Below are 17,374 nucleotides of genomic sequence, written 5' to 3'. Positions count from 1 at the left end.
CTCAGCCGCGCGCGGCGGTGGCCAGGGCCAGCTTGCCGTCTTCGGACTCTTCGGCCAGGCGGGCACTGAACTCGTCGACGAAGATCGACATGTCGGCGCCAATCGCTTCGGCGCGCGCCGCCAGCCAGTTGTAGCCAAACAAGGCGGGAATCGCGACGCCCAGGCCGGCGGCGGTACACAGCAGCGCCGCGGCCATGCCCGGTGCTACCGAGTTGATGTCCACCGCACCGGCCATGGCCGCCACCGCGAACACCAGCATGATGCCGATCACCGTGCCGAACAGGCCCACGTACGGTGCGCCCTCGATGGTGGTGGACAGCCAGTTCATGCGCTTGGCCATGCGCTCGGACTGGCGGGTGACTTCGGCATCCAGCGTGGCACGGATGGCACCGATGGCCGAATCGGACAGGCGGGCGGTACCGGTATGGGCCTGGCGTCCCTTCACCTCGTTCAACGCGATGCGGTACAGGCGCCATAGCGTCGAGTTGTCCTGCACGTCGCGGGTGACCTGGCCGGATGCGGCGAGATCGGTCAGGTGCGTGATCGGCTGGCCGGCGGCGCTGCGGTAGTGGTCGGTGAAGGATGCATTGGCCTTTTCGACCGCGCCGAAGTAGCGGCCCTTGCCCAGCATGATGGCCCACGAGGCCAGCAGCATCAGCGACAGCACCGCCACCACCACCCACGCATCGACCGGCATTGCCTTGAGGATGAAGCCGAAATGGCTCACGCCCTCGGACTGTTCGTCCGCGCCGAATGCCACCAGCTTGGCATCGGCCATCTGCCCGGCAACATCGGCCTGGATCAGGCCGGCGCTGCGTGCGACCTTGGACAGGCGCACTTCATCGATCATGCCGGTGAAGGCATTGGCAGGCTGGACCGGCGCCGCATCGGCCGCCAGCGGCACCGCGCCGGCCGGCAATGCGTCGCCACCGACCTGGACGTCGCTGTCGAGGGCCGGCAACGCGGCCTCCAGACGCGCGGCCTCGCTGCCGTTGATGTACAGCACGACCTGGCCGCTGCCGGCCGACAACGCGAAGTGCGTCCGCTGGCCGGCGGTGACGGCGGCGCTGCCACTGGCGCGCACGCCGTTGACGGTGACGAACGGGACACCGGCATCCAGGCCGGCAACCAGGGCGTTCCCGCCGTCGCGTCGTGCATAGACTGCCTGGTTGGCGCCGAGCTGGTCGGGACGGATCCAGGCCGAGAACGTCAGCGCCCCGCCCTGTGCCACCGCCAACGACGGCGACGCCGGGATGGCCAGTGCCTCGCCCTGCAGGCTGGCGGCGCGGCCGATCACGCCGTCGTCCACCAATGCGACGGCATTGCGTGCGTGGTTGCCGTACGCGGTGGTGTCGCGCGGCGCCCCGTCGGCGTCGGCGAAGTGGAACACCGCCACGTAGTCCGGATCGAACGCCAATTGCGCGCTGGCCGGTGCCGGGGCATTGGCATTGCCGTAGTACAGCCAGATGGATTGCGCAGCGCCGGTGCGCAGCGCCGGCACGTCCACCCAGATCGTCGCCATGCCCAGCGCGGCGTCGAACTGTTCGATCTGGTGGTTCAGCACGGTCCTGCCATCGCTGCCGATGAAACGCAGGTCGGCGCCGTCGGGGGCAACGCCGTCGAAGGCGAAGTTGGCGCTGTGCAGGCGCACCAGCACCGTGGCACGGCCTGCGTCGCTGGACAGTTTGGCGGCGGCCAGGTCCAGGGTGATCGGTTTGCGGTACTTCCAGTCGGCCTGCCACCAGGACGACTCTTGGGCGCTGGACGCGCCGGACATGGCAATGCCCAGCAGGAGCAGCAGCAGGGTAAGGACGCGTTGCATGGACGTGGATCTCCGGATCTGGCGGAAAGGAAGGACGGGAATCAGAAGCTCGTACCGATGCTCAGATGCAGCCGGTGCGCGCCTTGCGTGGTGGTCGGGCCATCGCGGAGCGGGTAGCCGTAGTCGAAGCGGAAGCTGAGGTAGTCGAACAGGCGGAAGCTGCTGCCCAGGCCGATGGCGCCGAGCGTGAACGCGTCCTCCTGTTCGGGCATGGGGCTGCGCAGGCGCAGCCACGCGCCATCGAGGTAGGTGTAGATGCGCCAGTCCTGCAAACCCCAGATGCCCAACGGCCGGGTGCGCCATTCCAGCGACGCCAACGCGCCGTAGTCGCCGATGGCTTCGGCCGAGCGGTAGCCGCGCACCGTGTACATGCCACCGGCGGCCATCTGCTCACCCGATACCAGCGGCTGGTCGGTGGCCTGCACCGACAACCGCCCGTGAAGCTGCTCGCCGCCGTCGAAGTTGAACGTGTCGCTGATGTCACCCTTGACCAGCACGAAGCTCGGATCGGCCTTGAAGCGCGCCCAGTCGAACTCGGCCTCGGTACTGCCGTAACCGAGCAGGCTGCGGGTGCCAAACACCACCTGCGCCTCGGTGGAGAGCTGGTGCTTCTCACCCTGGCGGAAGCCGCTGTAGCCCAGGCTGATCGGTGCGTACTTCAGCGGCACGTACTGGACATCCTGGCCCAGCATGCCGATGCGCTCCTCACGGTCGTTGAAGGTGACGCCCAGCGAAAGCCGGTGCCACCAGAGGCCGTTCATCGGCAGCACGCGGTTGAGCTTCACGCCCAGCGCATGACCCTTGCCGGTGACATTGGTATTGCCTTCGGTGAGCACGTTGCTGTCGGAGCTGTAGCCGGACAACTCCAGCGTCCAGTCCGGAGAGCCCAACGGCATTGCATAGGAGCCGGACACGACATTGGCTTCGCCCAGGTCCTCCGGGGCGAAGAACCAGGTCAGCGAGGCCGAGTGTTCCCTGCCCCACAGGTTGTCGTGGCCCACGCTCAGCACCGAGCGCAATGCGCTGGTGTCGGCGCTGTGGTCGTTGTTGAGGGAGGCGCCGAACCGCCAGGGCGACTGGTCCTCGACCTTCAGCTGCACGTCCATGGTGCCCGGCGCGCTGCCCTGCTGCACCAGCGGGATGACCTGGCGCTTGCCGCTGCGGCCGAGCGCACTGAGCTGGGCCTGGGCCTGCGTGAAGTCGGGCACGCTGCCCTCCTGCAACGCCGGCACGCGTGCGCGCAGGGCCTGCGGATCGTTGTGCCGCGCACCCTCCACGGTGACATTGCCCAAGCGGGTTTCGGTGACCTGCAGGAGTACGATGCCGCCGCTGACCTGCTGCTCGGGCAGGTCCACGTACACCGATTGGTAGCCGCCGGACTGGTAGGCCTCCTGCAACGCCGCGCGGGCCGCTTCGATGTCGGCCATGGTCCGGTCCGGGCCAAGGTATGGCGTGACCGCGCGTTCGATCGAACGGGCATCCAGCACGCTGTTGCCGCGCACGATGTACTCGTTGACGTTGACCTTGCGGGTGGACGCGGTGGCCGCCACCGGCTCCTGCGCCGAAGCCACGGCGCAGCACACCGCGAGCATCAGGCCGGTGGCCTGCGCGAGGCAGGCTGGCCTGGTTTTGATTGGGGACATCGGATGGGGTCTCGGATGGCGATATGACAATGATCTGTACGCAAAGCGACAAGCCGATTGCGCAGCGTCTATCCGTAGGACGAATGTCGTGCGCGGAATACCGCAAAGTTTTTTGCGCGACGCGATGAAGCGCATCGTCGACATCGCCGGGTGTGACAGACCGGTGACAGCTGCGGCCACACGCACCGGTCACGTGCATGACGTCCGGGTGCCGGATCAGGGTTTGTGCAACGCCGGCGGCAATGACGTCACGGGGGGCGCTGGGCGCTGCGGCAAGGTGGACTTGCCAAAGGTGTTGCCCATGCGTTGGCGGGTGGCCTCGCGATGCGCCAGGCCCAAGGCCGTCGGTGCGCGCCGGCCCACCGCGTCGGCTTCCAACTGCGGCAGCGGGGCCGCGGGTGTCGTTGCCGGGGTCAGCATCCGCGACAGGCAGGCATAGTCCTCCACGCGCTGGCCGTCGACTTCCACGTCCACGCAGGCCATCGGTGGTCCTCTCTCCTGGGCCACCGCGGTGCCCGCGAGCACCATCGCCAGCAAACCGCAGGCGGGCCAGGCCCCCATCGTCATGGTTCCTGCGTCGCGGCGGGCGCAGGAACGAAGTCGGGATTGGGCTGCAAGCGCAGGCGCAGCACCAGCGGCTGGCGCATGTCCGCCGGTGGCGGCGGCAGCGGTCTGGATGCCAGCAGCGCACGCAGGTCCGCATCGGCCTGCGTACTGCCCAGCGAGTCGAACGCGCTGCGCTCCACCCTGCCCTGCCCGGAGATCCATACCTGCACCATCACCGGTCCCGGCACCGGGTGGTCGGCCGGTTGGGCCAGGTGCGCGTGCAGACGCGTAACCAGTTCGCCGGCGTCTTCACTCAGGCGTGCCTGCAGCGTTGTCCCGGCCTGGCGCGCGTACGCCACCCAATGCTCAGGCGCCACTTCCTGGGCCTGCACCGGCATCACCGCCAGTCCGGCAACGAGCACGGTGCCCGCCAGCCCTCGCGGCCGCGACAGCCGTGCACGCAGTGCGCGTGCCCAAGCCTCCCACCGCTTCTTCCACCTGCGCGGAGATTCGCCCATGGCCTTACTCCTGCCTCAGCAACTGGCGTTGCTCGGGGGTCAACCGCGAAACCACGGTGGGGTCGAGCTCGCCGCCCACGCCAACGAACTGCACCGGATTGGCCGGGTCGTAGGGCATGCGCACGAACTGGCCACCGGACGCGCCGCCGCGCGTGCCGGTGCTGGCCGACGGCGAGCCGAAGCCAAGCACTTCCACGCTGATGACCGACGGGCGCACCTGCTGCGTCTGGCGCTTGACCATGTCCTGCGCCGCCTGCACCGCGCTGTTGGCCGCGGCACTGGCCGAGGTCAACGCACTGATGTTGACCGAGGCGATCGCCGGCAGGCCCACCGACTCGCCCTGCACCTGGATGTTGTCGGCGTTGAGCACCTGCAGTGCGGCCAGGTTGACGTTGCCCGAGACACGGATACCGGCCTCGCCCGCGTCGATGGTGCCCAACGGCGCGATCAGGTCCACGTCGCCCGGTGGCACTTCCGGGATCGGATTGAGGGTGGCGATGCCGGCACCGGAGGATGGCACCTGCGGAGCCAGCATGGCATTGCCCCACTGGTCATAGGTGCGGCGCGGCGGGGTGAACAGCACGGTGGTCTTGGCACCGCGACCGGCGTTGATGTCGCCCTGCTCCGACCAACCCAGGATCGAGCCGCCGAAGGTGGTCATGATGCGCGACAGGCCCAGCGACAGCGACTGCTCGGAGAACAGGGCGATATCGCCGGCGCCCTGCGTCATCACGCCCGCAGAGGCCGGCGGCACTTCACCCTGCACGCCCACCACGATCTGGCCACCCGGTGCCAGCATCTGGATGTCGCCGCCGAAATCGGTGCGCACACCGGCGCCGCCGAACATCACGATGTCGCCGGTACGGGTGATGGTGTCGCCGTCCGCGTCCTGGTCCGGGAACAACGCGGCGATCATCTGCCGCCCCCGCAGGTAGGAGCCGAAGCGGGGGCCATCGGCATCGTTGTACTCGCGGCCACCCTCGCGCAGCTCGGCGTAGTAGACCGAGCGCAGGAAGATCCGCTGTTGCTCCGGCGCCAGTGCGTCGAAGTAGGCCAGTGCCTGTTCGCCGGTACCACTGAAGCCGAAGCGCTCGCCCAGCCAGTCGCCCAGTTCCTTGTCGTAGACCTTGACCACCTTGCCCTCGTTCTGCGGATCGGCCAGCGGTCGGGCCGGATCGGCCAGGTTCCGCGGGTCGAGGTAGCGCGTGCGCACCACGTCCCAGTCCACGTCGGTCATGCCGGCCATCAGCGCCACGCTGGCACCGGCACGCGTGTCGCCGGGAACCACCGGGCCGATCGAGCGGAGGCTGGCCATGTCGTCCTGGCGGATCTGTCCACCGGCGATCAGGTCCAGGTTGCCCGGCCCGGCGAGGGTGACATTGCTCTGCACGATGTCACGACCGGCCTGCAGCAGCGACACATCGGTCACGTGGTTGTTCATCGCCGTCACGTCGACGCCCAGCACGTCGGTGCCGGCGCGCAGCTGCACGGCCTTGGCCATGTCGTACCAGACCGCATCAATCCTGCGCGGCCTGCCGTCCAGCCCGGGTCCGGTGAAGCCGGTCAGCATGCTCCCCACCTGCAGGCGGGTGATATCGCCGTTGACCGCGTAGAACCGCATCGGCTCGGCATCGTCACGGTGCAATGCACGGGTGACGGTGTTCGGCCCGAAGGCGAACAGGTTGTCCAGCCCGTCGTTGGCCCGGTTGGAGAACTGAAGCTCGCCGCGCCAGTTGTTGAACACGAAGGCTGGACGGAACGGCGTGGACAGCACCTCCTGCGACGCGCCGGACATGCTGAACGCATAGCTGATCGTGGAAGAATGGATCGACCCGCCGGCAAGCAGCTCCAACGCGCCGTAAGGCGACGGCGCCAGCAGCAGCGTGGCGTCGTAGCGCTGGCCGTAGACGATCGGCGACTCACTGATGCGGATGTCACCTCCCGGCGCCACCGCACGCAGGATCGACGGGTAGGTGTGGAAATAGCGCGGTCCCACCGACGTGCTGACCTGCGGGGCCAGCAGGTTGCTGCCCAAGACGTTGCCGGCACCGAACGACGCCGGGGCCAGGTCGCCGCCGGCCGAGAACAGGTTGATCGCGGTGCCATCGGTCCACAACGAGAAGCTGCTCTGTCCCTTGCCTTCCAATGCATCCGAGCCGAACGCGTGGGCAATCGTGCCGAACTGGTCAACCAGGCCCGGATTGCCTGCGCCGGACAGCACCAGGTCACCGCGTGTATCCAGCCATGCGGTCGCGTCGCCCAGCATCAGTACCGGCCCGGCGATGGTGTAGGCGTTGCCCATCGCGAACGGATTGCCCGGGCGCAGCCCGCCGCCGTCACCGAAGGTGGGGGTCATGCCACCCATGCCGGCCGCGCTGAACGTCAGCGTGCCGCGCAGGTTGGTCAACACGCCGTTGAGGTCCAGGTTGTCCTGGGTGGCGCCACCGATATCGCTGGCGCTGGCTTGCTGGCTGGCCAGCGCATTGGGATTGAGGCGTCCGCCCAGGCGGATGTCCACGTCGCCACCACCGGTCAGTACCAACTCGTTGCCGACCACGCGACCCGTGGAGCCCACCGCCACCACCAGCCCCTGCGAACGTTCGGCGCGCTGCGTGGTGCGGCGCATGCCCTCGCCCCGGCCATCGACGATGCCCGCGTCGCCGCCGGCCTGGATCGCCACATTGCCGCCCCCCAGCGCGCCAAACCCGGTGAACCCGACCATGCGTGCCGACTTGTCCGTGGTCGAGGCCACCACGTAGGCGCCGAAGTTGATCCACCAGCTGGTGTCGAGCGGGTCCACGCCGGTCGCGCTGCCGGTGCCCTGCCGCCACAGCCAGTTGCCGACGCCACTGCTGGACACCAGCGCGGTGTAGCGGTCCTCGGGTTTGGCCGAGCCTGCCACCGGGCCCATGCTGTCGCCCAGGATGTTGCGGCCTGCCGACACCAGCAGGTTGCCGCCGTGGTCGGGGTACCAGGCCTGCCAAGCGGACAGCGCTGCGTCGTAGGCGCCACCGGCCTGGATGTCGCCCAGCACCTTGCCGTTCTCACCACCGCGCGGCTGGTTGAAGCGGCTGTTGTCGATGCCCTCGATGCTGCGCTGTGTGCCGGCGGTATAGACGCCATAGAGCGAGCGCATGGCGACGTCGCGCCCGGCGACGAGGTTGAGGTCACCGGTCCCGGTGCGCAGCACGCTGTAGGCCGGCGTACCGAACGCGTAGGAGTACTCGCGGATTTCCTTCGGTGGTTCGAACCCGGCCGGTTGGCATTGGCTGGGGTTGGCTGCGCAGAAATCGGGCAGCGTCATCCCGGTCATGTCGGCGAAGGTGGCCGAGTAGGCCTCCATCAACGCGGCGTCCAATGCTGCCGCGGTCAGGCCGACGAAGCGCGCCTCGCCGATCCAGCCCATCGCGCCGTCCATGTTGAGCGTGGGGTTGTCGAACGTACCGGTGCAGTACGGCTCGTTGCCGCTGCTCTTGCAGACGTTGGCCATCGATTCGCCATTGAACGCATAGTCCCAGGACATGCCCCAGTTCTCCTGCATCCAGGTGTCGATCTCCTGCTGCGTCTTGCCCGCCAGCGACGCCTCGCCGAAGTAGGCCAGCGCGCCTTCCTCGTTGAAGGACCAGCTCTTTCCGTCACCAGGTGCCTTGGTCACGCAGCCATCGGGCGCCATGGCGCAGTAGTCGGCCAGCGACATGCCCCAGAAGTCCTCAAAGGAGATGCCCATGTCCGCCATCAGGCGTGCATTCAGTTCCTCCGCGTTGAGGTCGGCATAGGCCGCATCGCCCAGGGCTGCCATGGCACCGTCGGCCGTCAGGACGATGCCACCGCCACCGCTATTGCCTCCCTCGAAACGAATGCTCACCTTGCCGATGGAACCGTAGTGGGTATCGGCCAGCACGATGTCACCGCTGCCCAGCGCATTGCGCATGCGCACGTCGGCCGAGCCCAGGTCGGCGCCGGCCACCAGCGTCAGGTCCCAGCTGGTGGTGCCCTCGGGCAGCATCGGAGCCAGTGCCCAGTTGCGGCCCTGGCGCCCTTCGCTGTCAGCCGGGCGCAGGTTGACCGGCTGGTCGCCCACCAGCTCGACCTTGGTCATCGAGGGAATGAACGCACCACGCGCCAGCGTGGTGTGTTGGCTGGTGGTCAGCGCAACCGGCAGCTTCGCGCCCTTGGGCAGGGTGAACGACCCCACCCCCACCGCATCACGCAGCAGGAAGCCAGCCGCCAGGCGCGCGCCCTGCCCCAGCACCAGCGCGTCGGCCAATACCGTGCCGGCGCGGTACAGGGTGCCGTCGGCGCTGCGCACGTCGGCGGACAGCACCTGCCCGGCCGGCAGCGTCATCGGCCCGGTCAGCGACACCTCGACCGGCACGGTCGCACCGGCCGGCAGGGTCACCGGTTTCACGGTGATCTCGTAGTTCAACACCGCGCCGGCCGGGAACACCGTGCCGGTGTCCAGTACGACGCCATCGATCGGCACCACGATGTCGCCACCGAACGGGGTGTAGCCATTGAAGTAGTAGCTCTCGCGGCCCTCGGTCAGCAACCAGCCCTTGTCGTCCGGCGTGTCGGCCGGCGGGGCGAAGCCGTCGTTGATGCTGCCATGGATGTTCACGTCGCCGGCCGCACGCAGCACCAACATGCCGGGCTCGCCGAAACCCCGGCGGGCCGGATCCACGCGGTTCGCATCCGGGCCATAGCGATAGCCGGACAGGTCGATGTCACCGGCCACGGTCAGGTTGCCGTCCGGGTTGGTGAGCGCGTTGCTGATGACTTCCACGCCGGGACGCAGGCGATACGCCCCCAGGCCCGAAAGCCGCGACGCCAGCGCGGCATTGCCCAGCGCCGCGTCCATGAAGGTGCGGCTGTCGGCGTCGACGCCGTCCAGCCAGGCCTGGGTGACCAACTGCGGGCGCGAGCCGGACACATCCGGCAGCGCCGCCAGCGGGGCATCGTCATAGCGGCGCATGCCGTAGACCGCAAGGGTCTTCGCACCACGCACGTCGACGCTGCCGCGCACATCCACGGCCACATCGTCGTTGCCCACGCGAGGGGCCACGAGCTCCAACGTGCCACGCGCCACGTGGTCGGCGAACACCGACTCGGTGCCGGCACGCAGGTCCACCACCGCACCGCTGCCCAGCACCAGCGCACCTTCGCCGGTCGCCAGCGATACGCTGGCCCGGTTCGGGGCGTCGATGGGCTTGCCGTAACTGTCACGCCGGATGCCGGTGGCATGCGCGTCCAGCGTGCCATGGACGGTGAGGTCACCCTTGGCGGCCAGGCGGATGCTGCCCACCTGTACACCACTGGCGTCGATCCGGCCGTTCACGGTCAGCGCACCACCGTCCAGCGCGATCTGCACGTCGCGTGCCTTCACTTCGTCGCCGATGACCAGGTCGCCCTGCTTGATCTGGACGTGGCGGGCACCGAACACGCCACCCTCGTTGAGCCGTTGGTTGAGGCCCGCGAAGTCTTCAAGTACCTGCGCACGCACGCCGAACCGGCCCGCATCGTAAGGCACCAGCGTGCCGCCCGCGTCGTACAGGCCACTGGCGGTGCCGCGCAGGGTGCCGAGCAGGTCGACGTGACCGGCATTTGCACCCAAGGCAGTCACGTCGATGCTGCCACCGCGGTTGTAGGCGGCCGAGACGTCGATGAGCGAGCCGGCGGCGGCATGCACGTTGCCCTCGCGGCTGTTGATCTGCAGGTCGCCGCCCCAGCTGTAGCGCTTGACGTCGAACAGGGTGATCTCGCGCCCGGCCAGGTCGATCCTGGCGTCATCGCCGAGCGTCACGTCCTGCGCGGCGTCGAGCACCAGCTTGCCGCTGGGCAGCACCACGGCGGTGTCGAGGTGGATGTTGCGGCCGCTGAAGCGCAGTTCCGCACCCAGCTTGTCGCTGGCTGCCGCGCCGCCCGTGCCACCGCTGATGGCGATGTCACCACCGGCGTGCACGGCCAACTTGCCGGCCGAGCCGCCGCTCAACAATGGCGTGGTGATGTTCAGCGCGCCGCCGGAGTAACGCCAGCCCTCGCCTGCGACGTAGCCGTTCTGCTCACGGTAGACATGCAGCGAGCCGTTGTCGGCGTCGGTGGAGATCAGCTTGCCGGCGGTCAGGTTGACCGTATCGAAGCCCAAGGCGATGCGGTCGGAGGGTACCAACCGGACCGGCTGCGCGTTCGGCGCATAACCGAAGCGGATGGTGTCGGCGACGATGTCCAGCGTGCCGCCGCCCAAGCGGTCCAGGATCGCCGCGCCCGGTGGCACGGCGACGGCCTCGCCGGGTCGCGACATGGTGTTCGGGTTGCTCGGGCCGGTGCCGGCCCAGATGAACTCGCCGGTCCGGATCGTGGTGGTATCGCCAGCGGTGCCGTAGCCGTAGATGGCCGGAGCACCGAACACCAGGCGGTCAAGCCGCGACTTGCCGTTGATGTCCAGCGTGTCCAGGGTGACCGAACCGTAGACGTTGAAGCTGTCGCGCACGTTCAACACCAGCGATTGCAGCACCGGCGTGCCTTGCGCGGTGTTGCCGTCGAGCAGGCTCGATAGCAGGTCCTGGTTCAGGGCCATGCCCGGCGGCAGCTGTCCCGCGGCGCCGGCCTGCGCCAGCGCTTGAGCACTACCAAGGTTCACTGCGGAAACCGCCAGCACCAGGTCGCGCGCGCCGTAGCGAACCGAATCACGCAGGGTGAACGCACCGTTGGTGGCCACGCCGAAGGTGCCTTCGGTGAGGATGCGCGTATCACCGCTGCAGGTGTTGCCGGTCGTGCAGCCGCCGATGTCGATGGTCGGCTTCGTCTCACCGTTGGACGGCAGCAGGTTGATCCATCCGTTGGACACCACCAGCGCGCTGTTCGAGGTGCGGAAGTAGTAACCGTCGTCGGAGGAGAACCCCGGCTTGCCCATGCCGACCGTGTCAATGGTCGCGCCCTGTTCCACCAGCACGCCGATGCCACCACTGGCGGCGGTGAGCACCACTTCCGGGGCCCGCAGGCTTGCTCCGTCGCGCACGATGACGCCCTGCGCGCTGCCGGTGATCCCCACTTCCGCCTGCCCGGCGGAGGCGCTGGCCATGTTGCCGCCGATGACCAGGCGGTTGGCATTGAAGGCGTTGAGCTGGCTGGCCTGGATCGCCGCGCCGCTGAGGTTGGCCAGCGGTGCCTGGCCATCGGCCAGGATCTGCAGGTTCGAGGCGCCGGCGCCCTGCGTGCTGACGCTGAGGATGCCGCCAAAGCCCTTGCTGTCCTTGGTCGGGCCGAACAACGCGGTGCCGTCGAAGGTCAGCGCCGGTTGGCTGCCCAAGCCGGCGCCACTGCTGAACGTGAGCGCCAGTCGACGCGCGTCATCGGTCAGCATCCCGCGTGGCGCATTGCGGCGCGCGGCGTCGGCGATGATGAATTCGTTGTAGCTGGTTTCGTTGTAACCACTGTGCCGGCGCACCACATCGGCCGGGGTGAGGATGATCTGGTTGGCCAGCGCGGCGCGGATGTCGGTGTTGGCCGTCCCGAGGTAGCCGGCTGCCACGTAGAAACCGTTGCCGGTGGCACTGACGCCCGGGGGCATTGCCGGCGACGTCGCGCCGATCTCCACGCGGAAGGCTCCGGGCAGCAACGCATAGGACGCTGGCATCAGCGTGTAGGTGCCCGCCGGCAAACCGGGAACACCGTCGCCAAGGGTGACCTGCCGCCCCACCGCCGGTGCGCCCTGCCCCTGGCTGCCGCCGGTCGGCGCATGGCTTCCCGTGTAACCGGGCACCAGCGCGTAGACCGGGTTGCCGGACTGGCTGAAGGTGAAGGCCGGATTGGCATCGGCCAGCGCGGCGTTGAGGATGTCCACCGAACCGCCGCGCCCGCTGACGAAGCCGGCACCCTTCAGGTCGCCGCCGCCGGACATGTCCAATACGGCGCCGGCGTCCACCACGATGCGCTCACCGGCAATCCGCAGTTCGCGCTCGTCGCCAGCGCTCCCACCGCCGATGCTCGGCGGCTTCATCTCCTCGCCGTTCAACACGTACTTGATGCCGTCCACGGTGCCGCCATACGGCATCACCAGGCCTGCACCACTGACCGAGGTCAGGCTGCCGGCCAGGAAATGCACCTCTGGGTTGCGGTAGGCATCACCGATCTCGATCATGCCCAGCGGAGCGCGCAGTACCCCGCCCTGCTCGATCACGCCCGCGTTCACATGCAGCCGGCCGCCCACCGAATACGGCACCGCGGGCGTGGGCCCGCCCCATGAGCGCAGGGTCAACGTGTTGTCCGGGGTGGAGGCCACCTGCACGCCACCATTGGTGTCGCCCACGCCCAGGTAGCCATCGGCACCGCTGGCGGCGTAGATCTGCGCGGCGGTGATGGTCATCCGGCCCGGTGCGAACAGCGTGGTGCGTCCGGAAAGCACCGTGTTCGGCGTGGACAGCAGGCGCAGGTCGCCACGGCTGCTGATCGCCACATCGTTGAAGCCAAGGAACTCGTTGCGGCCGAACACGTCGATGTGCGCGCCGTCCACGCGCAGGCTGTCGCTGCGTCCGTTCAATGCCGGCAGGGCGCCGGCATAGGCGACTTCGGTGCTGCCGTTGGCGGCATACTGGGTCATGCCGAGGGTGAGGTGGGGGGCCGACAGCTGCACCGTGCGGCCGGGCTCGGCGTCGGGGAGCACGCCGAGCGGGCCCCACAACCGCAGGCTCTGCCCCATCCTGAGACTCAGGTCGCCGGGAGTACGCATCGCCGCGTAGATCGACAGATTGTCGAAGCCACCGGCCTGGATCTGCTCCACCGCCAGCGTGGCCTTGCCGTAGGCCAGTGCATCGCCCGGGCGGGTGCCGTCGGCCAGGCTGTCGCCGTCCTTGTCCTGGGTGAGCACCAGCATGCGCGGCGTCAGCACTTCGGCACTGGCCTGGCTGCGGTTGTAGATGCCGCCGTTGTAGGTCAGCGCCAGCGTGCCGCCCGCGGCGCCCTTGCCGCCGGCCTGCGCCTTCAGTGTGCCGTCCAGAAACATGCTGTTGGCCGAACCCAGCACGATGCTGCCGCCATTGCTGGCCACGGTCAGCGCGTTGGACGGGCGACCGTTCTCCGGCGCCGGCTGGTCCAGCACGACGCTGCTGCCGGAGGCATCGAGCACGGCACCGGCGCGGACCACCAGGTGCATGTCGGCGGGACGCCGTTGTACCGGCATGCCGTTCTCCCAATCCAACGCTCCGCCCAGTTGGATGGCGCCGCCGGCCTGGGCAAGCCCGTAGCGTTGTCCCTGTGCATCCAGCGCGCTGTAGGCACGCCCGGCCACGTCCAGCACCGCGTTGTCGCCGATCCAGATCGAGCGGTTGTGCGCTTGCGGCGCGTACAGCGCGGTGTCGGCGCGGATCTCGTCGAGCAGGATCGCGCCGCCCCATGCATTGAGCCGTCCCTCCACGGTCATCTGCATCGGGCTGGCCAGGCGGATCGTCGCACCGGGGTCGACCGAAACCGTCGCGCCCTTGCCGATCTCCACCGCCCCACCCTCACCCAGCCGCTGCGAGCGCAGCGTCAGGTTGGCCCCACCACGCTGCACCAGGCGCCGGCTCTGCGGCAGCTCCTGATGCAACGGCGGCGTCCACAACTCCAGCGCCAACGATGCCGGCGTGCCGGTGGGCGTGCTCAAGCTGGCATCGTTGAACCGATACACCGGTTGCAGCACGTCCAGCGTGGTGCCGTCAGCCACGGTGACGCCGTCCTGGCCATTGATGTCATACGCGGAGAAACCGCTCTGGAAGCGCGTCGTCGCCAGCGCCAACGTGCCGGAGGCCGCTGGCGTTGCATCGCCGATCAGCACCTTGCCGGCAGTGCCCAGCGACAGCTTGCCACCGCCATTGACGCCGTAGCCAAGGACAGCGCCGTCCAGGGTCAGCTGGCCCGGGCGGGCGCTGACCTTTTCGGAACCTGCCACCAGGCTGACACTGCCGCCCTTGCCGCCGCGCGTGCCCAGTTTCGGCAGCACAGCGCCACCCGAGGACACGTCGACCCGGCTGCCTTGCGCAACGCGCACATCCCCGCTGAACTCGATGCCAACCTTGCCGCCATCCAGGTAGGCCAACGTGGACAGGGCTTCCTCACCGTTGTACCAGCGACCGCTGAGATCCAGGACACCGTTTTCCGTGAGATCGAACCGTGCACTGCCATTGCGCAGCAGCGCCTGCAACACCGGCGTCGGCGCGCCGGGCGTGGCATTGACCAGGTTGCCCGCGGTGAACGTGCCGCCATGCGCGGTGAGCGTTGCATCCACGCGGATATCCGCCGCGGCCAGCGATACCGCACCGCCGTCGGCCAGGGTCACATCGCGCGTGATCGCCAACGTGTCGCGCGTGGACAAGTCCAACCGTCCAAGCTGCTGGGCGTTGAGCCAGTCCGCGTCCAGCAACACGGTGCCGGCGCGTCCGGCCGCCAGCGCCTGGCTGGGCGCGGTCATCCCGCCACTGATCGGGGTGAAGCCCCCGATCTCGGTCCGGCTGGCAAACGGCAGATCGAAGCCGACGGTGGCCGCACGGCCCACCACCAGGCCACCGGCACGGGCCACCGCGGTCTGCGCCTGCTTGTAGCCATCGCCCACCGCATCCCGGCCGCGGTTCTGCCCGCTGCCGTTGAACACGCTGGTGTTGATGTCGCCTTCCAGTACCGCGGTCGGCGCACTGACGATCAACGTGCCCGCGTCCCGGCCCACGGTGTAGCCGCTCTCCAGCCGCGACTGCGGCGCGACGAGCGGGTTGTAGAAGTTCTCGGTGACGCCCCAGCGACTGTGGTCCAGGTGATAGCCGGTGTACAGGCCATTGAAAGCCATCCAGGCCGGCGCATCCTTTGCGTTGTAGATCTTGCCGTCGGCACCGCGCAGCCAGGTCTGCGCGACCTGGCCGGTGGCCACGTCCAAGGTGCCGCCGGCAAGGTTGACCTGCGAGCCGCGCTGGGTGATGACCTCGTTGCCGCCCAGCGTGATGGTGCCGCCCTGCGCCGCCCATTCGCCGATGCCATGGCTCTGGTTGGAAACGTAACCGCCCACTTCCAGCAGGCCGCCGGGCAGATACCAGCGATCGGCGTCGTAGCCGCCGGTGCCGGCCGGCACCAGGATCAGGTCGCGGCGGTCCACGGCGATGTTGCTGTTGGCCAGCTTGCCGCTGTCGCGGTTGGCCGGCGAGTCGCGCAACTCGTTGCCCTGCACGTTGACGATGACCGTGTTGGACTCCATCGCCACGTTCACGCCCACCGCACCGGAGACGTCCAGGCGGGCGCCTTCGGCCACGAAGGTGCGGGCGTTGGCTTCCACCGCGACCTGGCCGCCGGTGGCCAGGGTCAGGCTGTCGCCTTCGAAATGCACGTTGCCGCCGGAGACGATTTCCACCCGCGACTGGTCGCCCCGGTCCGACAACCGCGAGAGATTGTCGAAGGCGCCGGCACTGCTGGTCAGGCGCAGCGCGTCCTGCCTGGTCGATGCGGCGATCAGCGCATCGCGCTGGCTGTCCAGTGCCGATGCCGCTGCATCCTTGTCGCTCACGCCCAACGTCCGGGCCAGTTCGCCGTCGTCCTCGATCAGGATGGCGGTGGTGCTGCCCTCGCCCAGGGTGACGCTGCCGCCTGCATCACTGCGTGCGTTGAGCAGGTGCACGGTGCCGCGGTTGTTGACCGTGGTGGTGGCGATGGCCACGCCCTGCTGCTGGACCGTGTGCCCGGCCAACGTGACGTCGCCCTCGCGCGCCACGATCAGGCCGCTGTTGCTTGCCTGCCCGCTGGTGCTGCTGCCGGGGCGACGCACGGCCGCCACTTCATTGCCGCGCGTCGTCGAGGCGGTATTGCCATCGGTGGCCACGCCCTTGCGGATGATGAAGTCGTCGCCCGCGGCCAGCGTTGTCTGGCCCTTGCGGGTGGTGATCTGGCCGGCGTTGTTCACTTCCTGGCCGAGCAGCAGCACGTAACCGCCGCCCTGGGTCACCGATTGCGGCGCGTGGGTCTGGATCAGGGCGCCGGCCTGCACGTCCACCCCGCCCTGCGCCCCGCTGAAGCTGGGTGCGTAGGTGCTGCCGGTCAGCGCCGAGTACAGGCCATTGTCGTTGAACTGGCCATCACTCATGGTCGCGGCGGCCGCGACCAGGTTGCGTACGTTCACCTGCGAGCTGCCACCGAACAGGATGCCGTTGCGGTTGAGGATGAGCACCGTGCCGGGGGCATTGATCTGGCCCTGGATCTCGCTCGGGCGCGCGGTCGGGTCGTTGACCCGGTTCAGCACCGCCCAGTTGGTCTGCTGGTCGAAGTTCAGCGTGGTATTGCGGCCGACATTGAACGTCTCCCAGTTGAGGATGGCCTTGTCGGCGGTCTGCTTGATATCCACGACCACGCGGCCATCCTTCTCCGACTGCACCGGCCCGTTGGCGTTGTGCCAGCCACGGGTCAGAGCGTCATCGTCGATCTGCAGCCCGCCCTGGCCCAGTCCATCGGGAATGCTGGATGCACGCACCAGGGCGGCGTTGCGCGCTTCGCGCTGCAGTGCCTGCTGCAGGGCAATGGCCTGCGCGGCGGTGTTGAGGTTTTCGATCGACGTCTGCAAGCGCTCGCGTGCCGCCTGCGATTGCGGCTGCGGGCCGGTCAGCAGGTTGGCCGGTCGCCCATCCGGCAACAGCCCGGTGCTGGCGGCGGTGCCTTGGGTAGCCCCCTTCTGGTTGAACCATTGCGGGCTGAATGCCTGCTGGGCGCTGGCGCTGCCGATCAATCCGCCCGCAGCCAGGGTCAGCGCGATGGCGTGGGCGATCGGTGCGATCCTGAACCTGCCGGTGGAGGTGGAACTGCTCGCCGTAGGCTTGTCGTTGCGCGCGCGGATGATCATGGGT

At 68.7% G+C, this 17,374-nt stretch carries 5 protein-coding genes; all 5 read right to left on the bottom strand.

What is annotated here, in order from left to right:
* Window position 1: 1 nt before the first annotated feature.
* Window positions 2-1,822 (bottom strand): DUF2341 domain-containing protein, encoded by a 1,821-nt coding sequence (locus tag ACIPR8_RS16825; protein ID WP_446541756.1) that lies wholly within the window; start codon window positions 1,820-1,822, stop codon window positions 2-4.
* A gap of 41 nt (window positions 1,823-1,863) precedes the next feature.
* Window positions 1,864-3,465, bottom strand: a complete 1,602-nt coding sequence (locus ACIPR8_RS16820) for a ShlB/FhaC/HecB family hemolysin secretion/activation protein (RefSeq protein WP_446541755.1) — start codon at window positions 3,463-3,465, stop codon at window positions 1,864-1,866.
* A gap of 216 nt (window positions 3,466-3,681) precedes the next feature.
* The gene (locus tag ACIPR8_RS16815) at window positions 3,682-4,026 is read right to left on the bottom strand and encodes a hypothetical protein (RefSeq protein ID WP_446541754.1); all 345 of its coding nucleotides are present in this window, start codon (window positions 4,024-4,026) and stop codon (window positions 3,682-3,684) included.
* Window positions 4,027-4,028: 2 nt separating this feature from the next.
* Complete coding sequence (locus ACIPR8_RS16810; RefSeq protein WP_446541753.1) at window positions 4,029-4,529, bottom strand: TonB C-terminal domain-containing protein; 501 nt, start codon at window positions 4,527-4,529, stop codon at window positions 4,029-4,031.
* Between the two features lie 4 nt (window positions 4,530-4,533).
* Window positions 4,534-17,370, bottom strand: a complete 12,837-nt coding sequence (locus ACIPR8_RS16805; protein ID WP_446541752.1) for a filamentous haemagglutinin family protein — start codon at window positions 17,368-17,370, stop codon at window positions 4,534-4,536.
* Window positions 17,371-17,374: the final 4 nt, after the last annotated feature.

The sequence above is a fragment of the Stenotrophomonas sp. LARHCG68 genome, assembly GCF_052871705.1.
Note: the sequence above shows the minus strand (reverse complement) of the source record. Positions and strands in the feature narration are given on the sequence as shown.